The 17,364-nt window shown below is 28.3% G+C and carries 16 protein-coding genes; all 16 read right to left on the reverse strand.

Translation table 11 applies throughout. The annotated features are described in order from the left end of the window. Positions 1–2: 2 nt before the first annotated feature. The 16 genes from FP421_RS03815 to FP421_RS03890 are packed head-to-tail and all read right to left on the reverse strand — an operon-like array spanning position 3 to position 17,363. The gene (locus FP421_RS03815) at positions 3–1,079 is read right to left on the reverse strand and encodes a glycosyltransferase (RefSeq protein WP_159947762.1); all 1,077 of its coding nucleotides are present in this window, start codon (positions 1,077–1,079) and stop codon (positions 3–5) included. Further along, entirely contained in the window at positions 1,072–2,199 is a 1,128-nt protein-coding gene (locus FP421_RS03820) for a glycosyltransferase (RefSeq protein WP_159947764.1), read from the reverse strand. Before FP421_RS03820 ends, FP421_RS03815 begins: the two co-directional genes overlap by 8 nt. Next, positions 2,196–3,188 (reverse strand): glycosyltransferase family 2 protein, encoded by a 993-nt coding sequence (locus tag FP421_RS03825; protein ID WP_159947766.1) that lies wholly within the window; start codon positions 3,186–3,188, stop codon positions 2,196–2,198. Before FP421_RS03825 ends, FP421_RS03820 begins: the two co-directional genes overlap by 4 nt. Then, entirely contained in the window at positions 3,178–4,731 is a 1,554-nt protein-coding gene (locus FP421_RS03830) for a glycosyltransferase family 2 protein (protein WP_159947768.1), read from the reverse strand. The genes FP421_RS03825 and FP421_RS03830 overlap by 11 nt, the downstream gene beginning before the upstream one ends. Continuing rightward, entirely contained in the window at positions 4,728–5,864 is a 1,137-nt protein-coding gene (locus FP421_RS03835; protein WP_159947770.1) for a glycosyltransferase family 4 protein, read from the reverse strand. Before FP421_RS03835 ends, FP421_RS03830 begins: the two co-directional genes overlap by 4 nt. Further along, positions 5,864–6,925, reverse strand: coding sequence for a glycosyltransferase family 4 protein (locus FP421_RS03840; protein ID WP_159947772.1), 1,062 nt, complete (start codon positions 6,923–6,925; stop codon positions 5,864–5,866). The genes FP421_RS03835 and FP421_RS03840 overlap by 1 nt, the downstream gene beginning before the upstream one ends. Beyond that, on the reverse strand, positions 6,926–8,035 hold the full coding sequence (gene wecB, locus FP421_RS03845; RefSeq protein ID WP_159947774.1) for a non-hydrolyzing UDP-N-acetylglucosamine 2-epimerase: 1,110 nt from the start codon (positions 8,033–8,035) through the stop codon (positions 6,926–6,928). A gap of 2 nt (positions 8,036–8,037) precedes the next feature. Next, the gene (locus FP421_RS03850; RefSeq protein ID WP_159947776.1) at positions 8,038–8,631 is read right to left on the reverse strand and encodes an acyltransferase; all 594 of its coding nucleotides are present in this window, start codon (positions 8,629–8,631) and stop codon (positions 8,038–8,040) included. After that, entirely contained in the window at positions 8,628–10,022 is a 1,395-nt protein-coding gene (locus FP421_RS03855; protein WP_159947778.1) for a CDP-glycerol glycerophosphotransferase family protein, read from the reverse strand. The genes FP421_RS03850 and FP421_RS03855 overlap by 4 nt, the downstream gene beginning before the upstream one ends. Continuing rightward, on the reverse strand, positions 10,022–11,728 hold the full coding sequence (gene asnB / locus FP421_RS03860) for an asparagine synthase (glutamine-hydrolyzing) (protein WP_159947780.1): 1,707 nt from the start codon (positions 11,726–11,728) through the stop codon (positions 10,022–10,024). The genes FP421_RS03855 and asnB overlap by 1 nt, the downstream gene beginning before the upstream one ends. 3 nt (positions 11,729–11,731) lie before the next feature. After that, complete coding sequence (locus FP421_RS03865) at positions 11,732–12,430, reverse strand: acylneuraminate cytidylyltransferase family protein (protein WP_159947782.1); 699 nt, start codon at positions 12,428–12,430, stop codon at positions 11,732–11,734. Further along, positions 12,430–13,587 carry a UDP-N-acetylglucosamine 2-epimerase gene (neuC, locus tag FP421_RS03870; protein ID WP_159947784.1) on the reverse strand — a complete coding sequence of 386 codons (1,158 nt, stop codon included), beginning with the start codon at positions 13,585–13,587 and terminating at the stop codon, positions 12,430–12,432. The genes FP421_RS03865 and neuC overlap by 1 nt, the downstream gene beginning before the upstream one ends. A gap of 3 nt (positions 13,588–13,590) precedes the next feature. After that, positions 13,591–14,223, reverse strand: coding sequence for a hypothetical protein (locus FP421_RS03875; protein ID WP_159947786.1), 633 nt, complete (start codon positions 14,221–14,223; stop codon positions 13,591–13,593). A 5-nt stretch (positions 14,224–14,228) separates the two neighbouring features. Then, the gene (locus FP421_RS03880; protein ID WP_159947787.1) at positions 14,229–15,224 is read right to left on the reverse strand and encodes an N-acetylneuraminate synthase family protein; all 996 of its coding nucleotides are present in this window, start codon (positions 15,222–15,224) and stop codon (positions 14,229–14,231) included. 1 nt (position 15,225) lies between these two features. Further along, positions 15,226–16,128 (reverse strand): glycosyltransferase family 2 protein, encoded by a 903-nt coding sequence (locus tag FP421_RS03885; RefSeq protein WP_159947788.1) that lies wholly within the window; start codon positions 16,126–16,128, stop codon positions 15,226–15,228. Beyond that, positions 16,128–17,363 carry a glycosyltransferase family protein gene (locus FP421_RS03890; RefSeq protein ID WP_236548022.1) on the reverse strand — a complete coding sequence of 412 codons (1,236 nt, stop codon included), beginning with the start codon at positions 17,361–17,363 and terminating at the stop codon, positions 16,128–16,130. The genes FP421_RS03885 and FP421_RS03890 overlap by 1 nt, the downstream gene beginning before the upstream one ends. Between the last annotated feature and the right edge of the window lies 1 nt (position 17,364).

Consider the following 17,364-nt stretch of genomic DNA (forward strand, 5'->3'; position numbering starts at 1 on the left):
AATTATTGTTTATAAATTTTTATCAACTTATTAATAAAAACATTTGGTGAAAAATTATTTTGAACATGATTATATAAACTTTCGCCAAAATTTGTTCTTGATTCTTCTGAATTAACCAGAATCTTAAGTTTATCTGTAAACTCAGTGATTTTTTCTGGAGAAACAACAAAACCTGTTTTATTATTTATAATAACCTTATTACAATCTCCAACATTTGTTGTAATTACTGGTAGTTTCATTAGACCATATTCTAATAAAGCTAGAGGCAAACCTTCAGATTTAGAGGATAATACACCTATTGTAGCCTGGGATAAAATATTCGGTATATCTAAACAAGAACCGTATACAAATGTATGTTTTTCTAGTTTTTTTTCTTTAATTAGATAATTTATTTTTTTTGAATAATCATCATTATAAACTTTACCAATAAAATGTAACGACCAGCTTTTGTGTTCATTTAAAAAACAATTAAAAGCTTTTAATAAAGTTTCATGATCTTTGTCAGGTCTAAAACCTGCTAAATGGACAATTCTCTTACCGCTTTCGCCCTTTAAAACAGTTGTTTTTTCTTTGTTATCTATCAGTGCAAAATTATTTAGATAAAAAACCTTTTTACAATTTAATTTCTCTAAAGACCAATTTAGTAAATTTTTATTTACAACAATAATTGAAGAAAAGAAATAGGAAAATAATTTAATAGCATATAAATTTTTACCTTTTATTTTAGTTATTAAACCAAAATGATTGTGCCAGATTATCTTAATTCTGGGATGTATTATTTTTATACAGCAAGCAAAAAAATAAGAAGAAGAATGTGCATGAATAATATTTATTTTATGCATTTTGATGTATTTTTTTATTTTTTTTAATGCTTGAATATCTATTTTCTTGTTTTTATTTAAATGAATATATCCTACATTTTTATGAATACTGCTTAATAAATCCCCCTCTAACCTAGTGGAACATAGATGAGATTCTAAACCTTTTTTAGATAGCAAATTAGCTATATTTACAGACAATACTTCTGCACCTCCGGTATTTAAAGAATCTATTATTTGTAAAACTCTCAAATTATTCATTCTTAAATATTTTTTTTATTTCAGATTCAAGTTTATTTAAAGTAAAATTTTGAGACCATTGTTGAGCACTCAACACCTTTTCTTGATAAGATTTTTCTTTATGAATATAATTTAAAATAATTTCAGAAATTTCTTCCACTGAAGAATTAGGATTTAAGATTTCACCTCTATTACCAAAATCTAACATATAATTTACACAAGAAATATCAGTAGAAATTGGTAAACACCTCCAAAACATAGCTTCTGCAACAACTTTAGGCCAACCCTCTGATTTTGATATAAAAATCAAAAAATGTGCTTTTTGAAAAGCATTTTTTACAATTTCTTTTGATTTATTTCCATGCAAATTAATACGATTTGATAATTCTTTGTCGTTAATATATTTTTTTACAGAATTAAACTCAGAACCTTCACCATACATATCTAATTGAACATCATAATTATGAGACAATAATTTTTCAATAGTTTTTACACTTAATAATGGTTGTTTACCTTCAGAAAAAGTACCTACAAAAATAAATTTAACAATAGAATTTAATTTTTTTTCTGGTACTTGTTCTATTTCATTTTTAGCATAAGAAGCTGTAAAAAAAGGCACAATATTTTTTGTTTGATTTGGCCATTCACCATAAACCAAAACTTTTATATTTTTAGTAAAAAAAGTATTACTCAATAACCATTTCTGTAATTTATATGTAATAGGTTGATGACTACTTGGATCCCAATTCCCTGCATACTTAGCTGTTTTAGGCTTTGATGGAAATAATATTTGTACTATACAACCTAATAAACCAATGTTACCTGGACAACGCAAATGAATGTGATCACTTTGTTTCATCACCTTATAGATTTGCCAACAAATTATAGGCATTACTAATAACGATCTCAACAAGTTTTTTACTGTTGTAATATCAAAATTTGGTATTTCTATAACTTTAATATTGTTATGTTGGTAAGCAATTTCAATAGAACTAATCTTGTCAGTAGAAACAGGAGCTAACACTAGAATTTGATCTACATGCTTTGCCCATAAATTCATTTCTCGTACATAAGGCTCGTATGCATAAATTTGTCCATCTTTTATTTTATGCACAGCATGTGTTATAATTCCAAATTTCATCTTTGTACTTTAGGTTTGTTAAAAATAAGTGTACACAAACCGTAAGTTCTACCTAAAGCTTCTGTTAAAGATTCTAATCTTTTAGTGGTTGTAATTACATTTAGTAAACGTAATTTAATTTGAAGAATAGCAATCATATTCCATTTTAGTCGAGCTAGTAATTTTGGTGACTTATACTTCACTCTCCATACATACCATCCATTTCTCGTCACCATCTTTCCATAATCAAACTGATTGGGTCTACCAGCAACATTATGATGATGTTCTAAACGAGCTGCAGTATTGATATACAATTTTCCTTTTTTTGCTAATCTCAGTGAAAAATCTGCATCTTCATACAAACCATACCCTTCAAAGTATTTAGAGAATTTTTGATCTAAAAACACTTCCTTTTTATAGGATGATACACCCCCCATAATTTGTTCTACCCTATACACTTTTCCGCTTGGTGGTAAAAAACTAACAGATCTCCCATTTGAAAACCTAGGCATCCATCCTGGAGGTGTGGAGTCTAGTAATCCTAGTTTTTTTCTTAACTTGAATCTAGAACTTTCTGTTCTTACCCAACCATCATAAAAAAATTCATCTGCATTGCCCTCTTGTGCTTCTTTCCACTCAACTTCATTAGTAATATATCCACCTACTGAAGATGCTTTTGGATAAACAGTGTAAGTTTCTATAAGTTTTTCAAAATAATCAGCTTCTAAAACTGTATCATCATCTAAAAAGCAAATTATATCAGAATAAGGTGAAACTTTTTTAATTCCAAAATTACGTTGTTTAGTTAAGCCTCTATTATCATTACAAACTAAATAATAACTCAGATTCTTGTAATTATGTGTTTCTATAGCTTCTTTTGTTTCGTGATTCAATGATCCATCAATAATTAAAATTTCATTTGGATATAATGTTTGTACAGCAACTGTATTTAACAACGTTATTAAAGCTTTTGGTCGCATATAGGTGCAAATAATAAGACTAAACTTCATTACCCATTATTTTTTTTGCCCAATATTCACTTTTATTCCAGTTTAAAGCCATATTCTTAATATACTTAATCGGGTTTTTAATTTTTTGTTTAGAATAAAATTTAATAAATAAAATCGTTTTATACCCGTAAAACTGTTGATTTGTTAAATGCTTTAAATTGTATGCCATGATAGTTGGAGAAGGTTTGGGTATAATTTTATCATTATTCCATAATGGTTTAAATTTAAACCTAAAACCTCCAATTGGAGCCTTTAAGTGTAACATTTTAACATTAGGTATGTAAATAGTATCACATCCATTATTCTTTAATTGCATTCCATAATCTGTATCCTCTCCATAACCAAACTCATGTTCTTGTTTAAAAAAGCATTTTTTTGCATACTTACTTTCTACTAATGATGCATTTGTTCCAAAACCATACCATTGTAGTGGGGTTGTGTTTTTTTCAATTTCTCCATTTTGCAAACAACTTATTGTAATACTTGAAGTATTATATTGATTAATATAAGCAAATGCTTTTTCCAATAAATCTCCTTCAAACCTTACATCATCATCTGCAAAAAACACCCAGTTTCCTGTCACTTTTTTCAAAGCTAAATTTCTAGCATTACAAGCACCTAATTGATGAACAAATGTATGGTCTATTTTAAAAGGCCAATCACTACTTAAGTAGTCAAGGTTTGAAGTACTGTTTTCAACTCCATTTTGCTCAACAATAATTACTTTTTCTGGAAGTAATGTTTGTTTTGCTAAATCTTTTAACACATTGTATAAGTGCTCTTTCCTGCCTAAAGTTGGTATTAATACATCTACTTTAAAATCTGTTTTATTTACCTTATTTTTTATAGATGAGACTTTTATATCATTTAAATTTATATCTATTTTTTCATTATTTATAAAGAATAAACTCTTCAAAAGAGAAATTATATTAAGCCTATTATTGTAAAGAATTTGATTTAAAAAAAGTAAAAATACCCATTTAATTTTGTAATATTTTTTTACAAATCTAAATAGTTTATAAGAATTGTTATCAACCTTTAATTTACTGTTGTTTTTTTTGTTTACTATTAAATTAGGCTCTGAATAACAAATCAAACCTTTACACATTGTTAATTTAGCTATACCGCACAAAAACTCATCAAATGATACTCTTTTATTTAAATGAGAGGTAAATTTTATAATTACCTCAGCATATAAACCTCCAACATCTGAAGACATCAACCATGTTGGGTAGGTAACATTTTTCTTTACATTGATAAAACAATGCTGGTCAACATATCCTATTTCTTTTGCAATTACATAATCTCCACTAACACTATAACTAGCCATTATTAATTTATGATGAAAAATATGAGATAATTTATCTATATTTAACTCATCTTTTAAAGTATTGTGACACCATATTAATAATGTTTTGGGAAATTGCTGAGCTAAGTTTAATAAACATTTTTGAATATTTATCTCGCTACAGTTTTTTATTGTATTGTTTTTACTATTGTAGTAGTATAAGGCTTTATTTCTATTATGATACAATATAATCATAAAACACTTTTATATAATTTAATGTTTTGAATTATAATGTTATCCATATTAAAGTTACTTATAATTCTTTTTCTCGCATTTATTGCCATTGTTTTTGCATTAGCTTCATCTTCTAGCAAATTTAAAATTCTTAAGCTAAATTCTTCAGTATTTTTTGGATTTACCATAAAACCTGTATCTCCATCTATCATCAATTCCTTTGCCCATCCAATATTAGAGGTTATCAATCTCTTTTCTAAAGCCATGGACTCTAACCAAGTCATAGGGAAAGCTTCTGCAAAACTAGGTAGCAATACTACCTCTGCGTTATTTATGATTTTTTTTACTTTTGTATATGGTACTGCATTTATATGTTTAAAATTTTTAAGAGCATTTGTTGATAATAATTCTTCAACCATTTTTAAAGTGGATTTACCTGTAAAAACATCTCTATTATCTCTACCTACAAAACATAACTGAACTTTTTTGTCTTGTGCTACAATTTTATTAAATGCTTTTGCTATTTCTAATACTCCTTTTTTACGAACAATGGTTCCAAAATACAATAGTGTTTTTGGTTTTATATATTGATGATTAGGAACAAAATCAGTGACATCAATCGTATTATAAATAGTTATAATTTCTTGAGTTAAACCAAACAACTCTTTTGTTTTATCAGCCACAAATTTACTAACACCAACAATAGCATTTGCTCCTTTTAAGGCTTTTTTCTCAAAAAATTGATTCTTTGCTTTTGCTTTTCTGTTTTCTAAGTGACAAAAATAGGTGTCCGATCCGTGTAAACGAACAATCAACGGACAATCAAATTTCATAAAAGCGGTAAAACCTGTCCATTCAGGAGCTTCTATAACTTCAATATTATCTTTTTTAATTACCTTATTTACATACTGATTAAAATACCTCCTGTTGGTAATCCAAGTAATTCCTTTTACTTTTTTTAATTTTACAAAATGAATAGTAACTCTATTTTCTTTTAATACAAACTCTTTAGCTTGACTGTGCACAAAAATAGTTACAGTATGATTTAACCTAATCAACTGCTTTGCTATGTTTTTAGTAAACGTTCCAATTCCTCCAATATTTCCTTGAAAATGGGTATGAGGGAATTCTGGTGTGATAAAAGCGATGTGCATTAAGTTAACAAATTTATATGCTCATTAACCATTTTATTCAAATAATATTCATTTTCAATTAATAGAGACGTATTCGTTTTAATTCCCTTCTCTCCACTAATAATATCATTTAAAATACTTGCAAGTTCTTTGCAATCTCCTGGCTGGTATATATAACCATTATCACCATCCTGTATTACTTCTAAATTTCCTCCAACAGTAGTTGTAATTACAGGCACATTAGCCGATAAACTTTCTAAAATAGACAAACTAAAACATTCCATGTAAGTTGGTTGAATCATATAACTGTAGTTACAAAATAATTCATTTAATTTAGATGAACTTCCTTTAAATGATACAACCTCTTGTATATTATATTTATTAGTTAATCTTTGTAACTCTTCTCTATAGGCTCCTTCTCCATAGATATCAATTACAACTTCAAATAATAATTCAGGTTTTATAAAGCTTAATGCTTTTAACAAATCTTGAATTCCTTTTGATGGCCGCAAATGAGAAGCTACAATAAATTTATTTTTATTTTCTTTATTTCTTTTAATAAAAACACCTGTATCAATTCCATTATACACAACTTTTGTTTTCTTTTTTAAAAACATACCATAATCATTTAAAATATGATTTACAGTATATTGAGAAACTCCAACAAATTGATTTATATATTTACTGTATAAAAAACCTTCTATTCTTTTTTTAATTTTCTTTTTTAAAGAAAAACCATTTAAAGGTCTTGGATTATGATCTACTGCAATTGAATAACAATTAGGGTTAATTAATTTAACCTGTTTATAAAACTTTGTGCATAATTCAGTAAAATGTGTAATAACAACATCATATTTATTACTGGAAGACATTTCTAAAAATTTTTGTTCTACAGAAGAATTATTTGCACTATATATATTTAAATTTTTATAAAAATTAAAAATACTATAATCTGTAAAATACCAGTCTAAATTATACCCTTTTTCTTTTGCTTGTTTATCAAATAAGTAAAAAAAACGGTCCATTCCTCCAATTCTATCTGGTTTTAAAACATAATTACAAATTACTGCTATCTTTTTCATTTAAAATGATTTTAGAACATCTACTATTTGTAATACTGCTGTACCATCTCCATATGGATTTTTATTTCCAATCATAATATTATAAGCCACTAGGTCATCTAATAAAAGTGTTGCTTCTTTAACAATTTTATTTTGATCAGTTCCAACTAATTTTACAGTACCTTCAATAACAGCTTCTTGCCTTTCTGTAACTTCTCTTGTAACTAAAACTGGTTTTTTTAATGAAGGAGCTTCTTCTTGCACACCTCCACTATCAGTAATAATTAAATATGATTGATTTAACAACCAAATAAATGCTTCATAATCTAAAGGTGCAATTAATAATATATTCTTGTGTTTTCCTAAAGTATCATACACTACCTTTTGTACGTTAGGGTTTAAATGAACTGGATATATTAATTGAACATCTTCTCTATTTGCTAATTGTTTTAGAGCATTACAAAATTCGTAAAATTTATCTCCAAAATTTTCTCTTCTATGGCCAGTAACAACAATTAGTTTTTTATTTATATCAACAAATTGTTTAATTTCTTTTATATCTTTTCTATCTTTATTTACATGCTTAATTCCCCATAACAAAGCATCAATCACTGTATTTCCTGTAATATGAACTGCATTGGGTGATACCCCTTCATTTAACAAATTTTGTGCAGATTGTTTGGTTGGAGCAAAATGAATATCTGCCAACCTTCCTGTTATCTGTCTATTGATTTCTTCTGGAAATGGAGCAAATTTATTATAAGTTCTTAAACCTGCTTCTACATGACCTACTTTAATTCCTAAATGAAAAGCTGCTAAAGCCACCATACTACTCGTAGAAGTATCTCCGTGAACCAAAACTAAATCTGGTTTAAAATCTACCAACACCTCATCAATGGCTGTTAGTATTCTTGCACTAAGTTGATTTAAGGTTTGATTGGCTTTCATTAAGTCCAAATCATAATCGGGTTGAATGGAAAAAAATGCCAACACTTGGTCTAACATTTCTCTATGCTGTGCCGTTACACAAACTTTGGCCTCAAATTCAGCATGCTGATACAATTCCTTTACCAAAGGAGCCATTTTAATTGCCTCAGGTCTGGTACCAAAAACTACTAGTATTTTTTTCATTTTTACCAATTTTTCCTCCAATCAATATTATTTTTAACAACCTTAGATGGATTACCTAATATAATTGTTTCTGATTCATTAAAACTTTGAGTTACAACACTTGCTAAGCCTACTAAATTAACGTCTGAAATTTTAACACCTGGAGCGATATTAACATTAGATGCTATATATACATGATCTCCAATTTCTACATCTAGCTTTTTTCCTTGTTTAGTACTTAGAGAACCATGAGTCCATATTTGACTATTCTTTCCAGCTAGCCAAGAATTACTTCCTATAGTTACATTGTTATATAAATCTATAAAATGATTATTTATAATTCTACTATTGTCTCCTATGGTAAAATTTGCTGTTCCCATAAATCTATTACCACTGTGAATACTTACATTTTCACCTATTTTTAATGTTTTACATGCAATATGGTTATCATCCCTTATCATCACATTGTTTCCTATTGTAACACTTTTAGCATTGATTACACATTTACCTATTTTAACATTTATTCCAATTTTATATTTAAAAAAGTACTCATATATAAACACTCTTAAAGAATTAAATGGAATTCTTGTTATAACAAAAAACAACATTCTTTTCATGCCAATTCTTTTAACGCTTTTACTATTCTTTTACTCGTTCCTTTTAGCTCTCCACCAATTTCTAAATCTATTAAAGCTTTTCTTTGTTTTGTTCTTAATTGCGGTTGTTCAAAAGCTTCCTTTAATTGTTGATGTAATTCCTCTTCATTTTTAGCAATGGTCACTGCTTTGCTGTCCACTACATATTGGTAATGTACGTAATTTAAAAAACGTTGATCATCATACAAATCATTTTTTTTATTTCCAAAAACAGTATTTATCACAGGCTTATCAAATAACATAAAATCTAAACTCATGGTAGACAACATATTTACATTTACATCAGAATAAGCTAAAATTGCTCTTAAATCTATTACATCTTCTACAGAAGGTAAACGCTGTGACCATGACTCTGCATGATTTTCTCTGGTTGAATGCCATTTGGGAATGTTCCATACAATATTTGGATATTCTTCCATTAAATTTACAAACCTCTTACCATCTTCTGCTGGAGATGTTCTTATTAATAGCTGTAAGTTATTATCTTTTTCAATATAACCAATAATAGCTCTAATATGAACTTCGTCATTTCTACCAATATCAGCATCCGCACAACTATAGCAAATAATTTTTTTATTAGGATCTAAATTAAATTTAGTCATAAACTCATTTTTAGAAGCAAAATACTTGTCCATCACATAAGGTTCAAACTGAGGAGTTCCCACAACTTTAACGTTATTTTTTTGAGTGTTCGGATAAAAATAAAGTAGTTCTTTTTTCATCAAATCACTCCAAACCATATAACCATCAAACTCTCCTAACACTCTTCCTTTAGATGCTAAATTGTCCCAGCTAAAAATAAAAGAGGTAGTTTTTATTTTTAGTTGTTGAGCTAAATATAAAAGAGGTGCTAAAAATGGAGGTCTTTGATGTGTAAAAAATATAATATCTAGGTCCTCTTTTTGTAGTAAAACTTTAAACTGCTTGGTTACCTCATCATTTTTAAAAGACAAGAACTGTAATTTTTCATAAAACTGAATACTTCGTTCTGAGCTACGTATTTTAGCAATGGCATAACACAACTTAATTAATAAAGCTCTTGAACTATTGTTTTTAGGGTATCCTCTTTTTAAATTATCATTTATACCATAGAAAGTTTTGTGTTTAAACATATGAGCTACCTCTTTTAGTTTTCTAAAAAACCAAACAGTCTTAGATTCTTTGTACAGAGGCAATTCAACAACTTTTATATTGGCCGGAAAAACGGCTGTATCTATAGAAGATATCTGAATCCCAGAATAGATAATTACATTCTTAAACTCTTTACAAACTTCCTCAATAAAATTACTTAATAGAAAATTTCTGCTCCCTACTCCATCTGTAATTACTATACCAATTGTTTTATTATTCATTATTGTTTTATTAACAAACTTGTATTAAACCATTGCCATATATGAAAACTAGAATCTCTGTCACCATTTTTATAACTATTCAATTCCTTTTCTATTTCTTTAAAATCAAACCAATCTCCAATGTCAGAAGTCTTTAGTTGATTAATATGTTTACATACAAAATCATACAATTTATCTCCCAACCATTCTCTTTGTGGAGTTTGTAATGGTCTTTTTGGTGCATAGGTAATGGCGTCTGAAAGCAGTTCTGAGACCAACTCTCTTACCAAATACTTTTGAACCTTTCCATTAATTTTATATTCTAAGGGTTGAGCAAAAGCATATTCTACCAATCTATAATCTAAAAAAGGTTCTCTTAGCTCTGTACTATATGTCATGGAAACTCTATCATTAAACCTTAACGCCCTTGGTATTTTTGTATAAAATAAATCCCTATATTGTTTGTTTAGCAGCTCACTATCAAAAGGTTTTGGATAGATTGTTTTTTTTGCTTTTTTCACAAAGTCTTCGTTTAAAACATTGGGCCTAAAAGGAGATTTTGAAATCCCTTGGATTGTATTTTGATTATTTTGTGTGTAGTAATCATATCCCGCCCATTGTTCATCCATTCCCTGACCATCTAACAACACTAAAGTATTTTGTTCTCTAGCTTTTTTAAATATTTGACTATAGGCCAACGTTGGTATACCTCCAAAGGGTTCATCTTGAATATGAGCAATATGATTTAATTTATCTTTAAAATCTTCATCAATACTTAATAAAACTTTTTGCAATGGATTCTGAGTCAAAGCAATCATTTCTTCTACCCATGGCAATTCATCATATTTTTTATCATTAGTGTAAAATGTATATGCTTTTATATTTTTAATAGACTGTGTTTGATTGATAAAAGCTAATAAGGCAGAACTATCTAATCCTCCACTTACATTAAATCCAACAGAAACATCAGCTCTAAACCTAAGCTTTATACTATCTAATAATAAATTTTTGTATTTCTTTTTTACCTCATCAAATGATTGGATTTTTTGTTGATGTTTTTTTATTTCTTCTTCAAAAACATACCATTTTTGAATCTCTATCTTATTGTTTTTGTATTCTAAACAGTGTCCTCCAGGTAATTGATGAATGTCTTCCCAGAAAGTTTCGTTAGGCATTCCATAAGAACCATAAACAAAGTAACCTGCCCATACTTTTAGATTGTGTTTTTTTTCTATTTCTAGAGTATGTAAAGCCTTTATTTCAGAAGCAAAACAAAATGAATTTTTAGAAAAATGATAATAAAAAGGTTTTACTCCAAATCTATCTCTAGCTGCAAAAAGGCTTTGTTCTTTTACATTCCAAACCGCAAAAGAAAACATTCCGTTTAAGTGATGTAAACAATCTTTGCCCCAATGTAAATATGCCGCTAGTAAAACTTCTGTATCAGAATTTGTTTTGTATTGATAAAAATTAAGTTCTTTTTTTAACTCTAAATAATTATAAATTTCTCCATTAAAAACAAGTATGAAATTTCCACAATTACTTTTAAAAGGTTGATTTGATTCTTTGGACAAATCAATAATAGCCAATCTATTATGCCCTAAACAAACTGCATCACCTTCCCAAATCTCAGTAGCATCTGGCCCTCGATGATGCTGTTTATCTAGCATTTTATTTAAACTATTTCTAGCTACTTTACCTCCAATAATTCCTGCAATACCACACATATATTATATGCTTAGTTCTTTTAGTTTTTCTTCTGCCTTTCTCCAATCTTCCATGGTATCTATATTTACATACCATTCTTTGGGAGATTCTATATAAGTAATACTATTACCATATAAAGAATTTTGTTCTAGAACGACCTTGGTTTTAGTTAAATATACGCTCCCATCTCTATGATAAGCTTTTGGTAACTCTTGTCTTCTACTTATAATTTTTTTTTCTCCTGTTGCTATTTTTAAATTTCCATTAGAAGTTTCTTCAAATACCCAATGTGGATTGTATTCGTGAGGTACTTCTTGTACTGAGACCAAAGAATCAGTACAAGAATTTATAAATTTTTGAATAGCATTATTTAAAAAAGATATTGTTCTAAACGGACTTGTTACTTGTAATAAACAAACAGCATCAAACTCCTGTCCTATACTTTTGTAATACTCTAAAGTATGCTGAATAACAGGTAACGTGGGTGACGAATCTATTGCCAAATTTTTTGGACGTTTAAAAGGAACTTCGATACCTAAACCTTTTGCAACTTCTATAATTTCATCATCATCACTACTCAATACCAGCGTATCTATAAAGCTAGTTTCTAAAGCTACATCCGAGGTGTATTGCAACAAGGTTTTGTTACCTAATATTTTTATGTTCTTTCTAGGAACTCCTTTAGAACCACCTCTGGCAGGTATAATACCTAAAATTCTCATTAATACATTATGGTTTTATGAAACGGTAATTTTATATCTGCTAGAATATTAGCTATTTTTTGTCCAGAAGCTCCATCTCCATAAATATTTTCAGAAACAATAGTTGAGCTTGTAATTCTATCTTTAATACTTTTTACAATTTTTTGCTGATTATAAACCGTATCTATCACATTACTTCCTCTTTTTCTTCTATTTTGTCTCGTTCCAATATTTACCACAGGCACACCTAGATAAGAACATTCTCTAATTCCTACACTAGAGTTCCCTATTAAACATTTACTATTTACTAATAACTTTAAAAAATCGTTAGGTTCCATATTCTTAAAAAAGTGAATATTTTCAGGTTTATTAATTTCTCTAAAAGATCTAATACCACTAGAAGTTCCATCAGATCCTGCATCAACATTTGGCCAAAACCAAAATGTAGGCATATTTAAATCAGAAACAGCTTTTAAAGTTTCTTCCACATCTTTTCTTGCAGATTTATACTCTGTAGTTACAGGGTGTTGCATTACCACTATATAACCATCTTTCCAGTTAATTGCTGACCCAACTCCTCCATATTTTTTGATAGGATCAAAATCTAAAGTAGGATTGTTTCTAATTTCATTAGCCAAATCTATAGATGGACAACCTGTATTAAAAACCATTTCTGGGTTTTCTCCCATTTTAATAACTCTTTCTTTAGCATCTTCTGAAGCAACCAAATGTAAATCTGCTAATTTGGTATTTGCATGTCTAACCTTTTCATCTATATTTCCAGTAACTTCACCTCCTTGAAGATGTATTAAAGGAATATTTTGATATGAAGCTGCAATACTAGTAGCAATGGTTTCAAATCTATCAGCAATAGTAACCACTGCATCTGGTTGTAATCGATAAAAAACATTTGCTAATTCCATCACCCCTAAACCTGTGGTTTTGGCCATAGAAGTAGGATTTTCCCCTTCTAAAACCATAAAGACTTTTTCAGCAATTTTAAAGCCATCTTTTTCAATAAAATCAACTGCGTTACCATATCTACCCAACAATGCAGAACCTGCAACAACTAATTGTAATTCTAATTTTGGATGATTTTTGATGGCCGTCAAAGCGGTTTTAATTCTACTATAAGAAGGACGTGCAGTAACCACTATGCATATTTTTTTTACAGACATTAATTATTTTCTTATAATTCTTATTATATATTTTATCTTGGTTCTTATTTTTTGAAAGAACCAATTAACAGTTTGTTTTCTAGTAGGATTTGTATATATAATTTTTACACCTCCCTGATAATGATTTGAATCAAAAAAACCATCACTATTATTTTTTTTTAAACTTATTACGTGAACATCTTTAGCCTTTGGAAATATTTTTTTAATTTCTTTTTGCTGATCTTTTCTATCACCTTCAATAATTATTACACCATTAGCCTGAATATTTTCTTTTACATAATTAAAAGACTCATCTTTCCCATCAACTATTACAATATCTAACTTATTATTAAATCTTATTTCCTGAATTGAGTTATATATTACTAAATCATAATACTTTTTTGCTAAATTTAATTTTAGACTTTTTAAACAAAAATCATTTTTTTCTGTTCCGTAATATATTATGTCTTTACTATACTCTCTAACCGCACTGTAAATAGTACCTATTCCTAAACCTACTTCTAGTACATTTTTTGCTTTCTGTTTTTTTACTAGTGATAAGATTCGATATATGGCATGCTCTGTAGCTATATGTTGACTTCCTTCATATTTAGAGAACTCTATATATTTGTCTTTTGCAATTCTTTTGATATTCATTTTTTTTAGCTTAAATCATCATCATTCAAAAAATCCCATTTGTTTAAGGCTTTATTGATTTTTCTGCCTAAAACTTTTTCATATTCACTTGCCAAGATACCAAATCCCTTAGGCTTTTTGGTCTCTAAATCTGAAAAAGTAAGCACAGATCCTACTTTTAAATTTTTATTGACTGCTAATGATTTTTCGAAAATTGATTTTAAAGAATCAAACTTTGAATTGTCCGATTTATCAACAGGATTTTGAAGCGCTGTTTCTATATTTTTCACCGATTTTACCAATTGCGTGGTTTCAGTCATCGTTAATGAAGCTTTTGCATCAGGACCAAACATTTCTTTATCAAACACTACATGAAACTCTAATGTTTCTGCTCCTAAAGCAGTGGCTGCAATACAGGCTTCTATTGAAGAGGAATGATCTGAAAAACCAATAGGGACTTGATATCTACTTTTTAATTCTTGAATGACGTTTAAACCAAATTCTTTGGGCTGAGTTGGATATGCTGTAGTACATTGTAAAATGGAATAATCTACTCCTCTAGACTTTAAAAATGATACTGTTTTATCTAACTCTTCAAAAGAACTCATTCCAGAAGAAATAATAACAGGTTTCCCCGTTTGTGCAATTTTCTCTAACAACACAAAATTATTCACTTCTCCAGAACCTACTTTGTATCTTTGTACCCCTAATTCTTCTAACAAATCAACTGCTGCGTTGCTAAACGGAGAACTCATAAACTCTAAGCCTACCTGATCACAATGTTGTTTGATGTCTTTCCATTCGTCTAAGGTAAATTCCATACGTTTCCAATACTCCATTCTGGTAGCATCTTGTTTGGAGAATTTTACTCTAAAAGGTTCGTGAATGCTACTTTCTGCTGCTGCAATATGAGTTTGGAATTTAATAACGTTACAGCCTGTTTTAGCAACCGCATCAATATACGCATGAGCCATTCCTAAACTACCATCGTGGGCTTGTGCTATTTCTGCTATAATATCCATATTAATCTTCTTCTGGTACCCAATAAAGTTTTGTATCAGGCAACTTTTGAAAAGTATTAAACTCTTTTTCAGTTAATCTATTACTATTCTTTATTAGCCTGGGTGAATTTACAAAAAAATCTAGCAAAGCTTGTAAAATTGCCAAAGTAGCTTTTAAATCTCCTTTAAATACTTTCATTTTAATTTGTACCCATAAGGTATAAAAAAAACGCCTAGGTATTTGATTTATAGGATAGAATAACAAATATAAATACCATCCTGATCGTAAAGATCTTCTTAATCTAAGTCTGTAATCTTTATTTTTTTTTCTTGATTTAATATCTACTCTGTGATGAACTAAAATATCAGGGAAATAATGTATTTCTATATTTTTTTTATATAATTGATAGGCTATAAAATCTTCTTCGCCATAAAATAAAAACCATTCTAATAAGTTTGGTATTTTTTTCCAATCTGACATTTTTAATGCAAATGAAACTGCTCCAAAACTCTTAGTTCGATGAGCCACTTCATTATGTGAAGTTTGTATTGGTGGATATATACTCCAAAAACTTCTAAAATACAAGAGCCCTACTTCTGTGTTACTTTTAAAATACCTTTCTATTAAAGGAATTATTTCTTTTGTTAAAAAATGAGCATCATCATCTATACTAATAATATAATCTGAGGTTACCAAACTAAATAGTTTATTTCTTACAGCATGTATTCCTTTAGATTTTCTATTTCTAATGTAAGTAATATCTGGGTAGTTTTGAGTGATTAATTGTTTTGTATTATCACTAGATCCATCATCTAAAACAAATATTTTAATTAACTTAAAATCAAAAATATTGAATAAAACCGAAAGCGTTTTTTCCAATTTACTATCTCTGTTTTTTGTAGGTATAACAATAGAAAAACTCATTAAGTTAATTTATTAATAGTTTCTTTTAAGTAATTTAGACCTAAATAATTTATTAGATCTAACCTATTCAAAAGTAATTCTGAATTTTGATTCCAGGCTTTGTATAATTGTTCTATTAGTTCAGCAATTTTTAACACATTATCTGCTTCACAAACATATGGATAATTTTCTCCTAACAACCTTTTTGTTTCACTATAGAATGGACTTAGCAATAAAATAGGCTTATTAGCCATAACACAATGAGGAAATTTCCCTGGTAAAAAAGGACTTATTTCAGATTTTGACTCTAAAATAATATTAACTGAGACTTTTTTCTGAACTAAGTCTACTTCTTTAAATGATACATTACCTTTACTCCAATATATGTTGTTATTTATTTTTTGAAGTAAATAATCTTTATGATAACCTGCATTTCCAAGTAATATTAGCTTCGATTGTTTTTTTGCTTTAGAATTTTTTTCTAAAAACAATTGGTATCCTTCTATTAATGCGGCTGGACTCCTTTGTTTCATTAAATTACCTGCATGCAGTAAATTAAACTTATTTATATCTATATAATCAGGAGGTTTAACTTCTTTTTTATACTCTAATTCTAAATTTTGATGTGGTATTATAAAACCTGTTTTTAAAAAATTTGGAAAATAACTTCCCATCCAATCTCTTAATAATAAACTTGGAAACCCACTATATTCAGCTTTTTCAGATACTTTCTTAAAGAAGTCTTCTTTTTGTTTGTATCCAGATTCTACCCAATTATAAGGTCTAGGATAATAATGAAAAGGATAAGGGTCATGTACATAGGCCAACCATTTAGAATATAAATCTGGTAAACTTAACATGGCATGATGTGGTCTAAAACTAGCTCCTTTACTTAATGTTATAATTAACTCTTCTTCTTTGTAATTTTTTTTTACCGATTTTGATATACTTTTAGAGTCATTAAAAAAAGTAAAAGAGTGTCCAAAAATATTTTCTAAAGGTTTTGATACATTAATATTGGTTATTCTTTGAAACACTCTTTGTGTTCTACTTAATATATAATGAATTGACCATTTAATTTCTGGTATATTAATACATTCAATTCCATTTTTTAATTCAATATTTTTTCGAGTATAGTGTAAAACTTTAACATCATACCCTATTTTTTTTAAATTAAAGATAAGCGCTACGTTAACTTTAGAAGCACTACTATCTTCTATATCTATAGACTCTGATATGATTAAGATTTTTTTCAAT

Source organism: Polaribacter septentrionalilitoris (genome assembly GCF_009832745.1).
Lineage (GTDB): Bacteria > Bacteroidota > Bacteroidia > Flavobacteriales > Flavobacteriaceae > Polaribacter > Polaribacter septentrionalilitoris.

Excerpts from the sequence above, each read along its gene's own strand:
- FP421_RS03815 (WP_159947762.1), bottom strand. The coding sequence starts at position 1,079 with ATGAATAATTTGAGAGTTTTACAAATAATAGATTCTTTAAATACCGGA.
- FP421_RS03820 (WP_159947764.1), bottom strand. The coding sequence starts at position 2,199 with ATGAAATTTGGAATTATAACACATGCTGTGCATAAAATAAAAGATGGA.
- FP421_RS03825 (WP_159947766.1), bottom strand. The coding sequence starts at position 3,188 with ATGAAGTTTAGTCTTATTATTTGCACCTATATGCGACCAAAAGCTTTA.
- FP421_RS03830 (WP_159947768.1), bottom strand. The coding sequence starts at position 4,731 with ATGATTATATTGTATCATAATAGAAATAAAGCCTTATACTACTACAAT.
- FP421_RS03835 (WP_159947770.1), bottom strand. The coding sequence starts at position 5,864 with ATGCACATCGCTTTTATCACACCAGAATTCCCTCATACCCATTTTCAA.
- FP421_RS03840 (WP_159947772.1), bottom strand. The coding sequence starts at position 6,925 with ATGAAAAAGATAGCAGTAATTTGTAATTATGTTTTAAAACCAGATAGA.
- wecB (WP_159947774.1), bottom strand. The coding sequence starts at position 8,035 with ATGAAAAAAATACTAGTAGTTTTTGGTACCAGACCTGAGGCAATTAAA.
- FP421_RS03850 (WP_159947776.1), bottom strand. The coding sequence starts at position 8,631 with ATGAAAAGAATGTTGTTTTTTGTTATAACAAGAATTCCATTTAATTCT.
- FP421_RS03855 (WP_159947778.1), bottom strand. The coding sequence starts at position 10,022 with ATGAATAATAAAACAATTGGTATAGTAATTACAGATGGAGTAGGGAGC.
- asnB (WP_159947780.1), bottom strand. The coding sequence starts at position 11,728 with ATGTGTGGTATTGCAGGAATTATTGGAGGTAAAGTAGCTAGAAATAGT.
- FP421_RS03865 (WP_159947782.1), bottom strand. The coding sequence starts at position 12,430 with ATGAGAATTTTAGGTATTATACCTGCCAGAGGTGGTTCTAAAGGAGTT.
- neuC (WP_159947784.1), bottom strand. The coding sequence starts at position 13,587 with ATGTCTGTAAAAAAAATATGCATAGTGGTTACTGCACGTCCTTCTTAT.
- FP421_RS03875 (WP_159947786.1), bottom strand. The coding sequence starts at position 14,223 with ATGAATATCAAAAGAATTGCAAAAGACAAATATATAGAGTTCTCTAAA.
- FP421_RS03880 (WP_159947787.1), bottom strand. The coding sequence starts at position 15,224 with ATGGATATTATAGCAGAAATAGCACAAGCCCACGATGGTAGTTTAGGA.
- FP421_RS03885 (WP_159947788.1), bottom strand. The coding sequence starts at position 16,128 with ATGAGTTTTTCTATTGTTATACCTACAAAAAACAGAGATAGTAAATTG.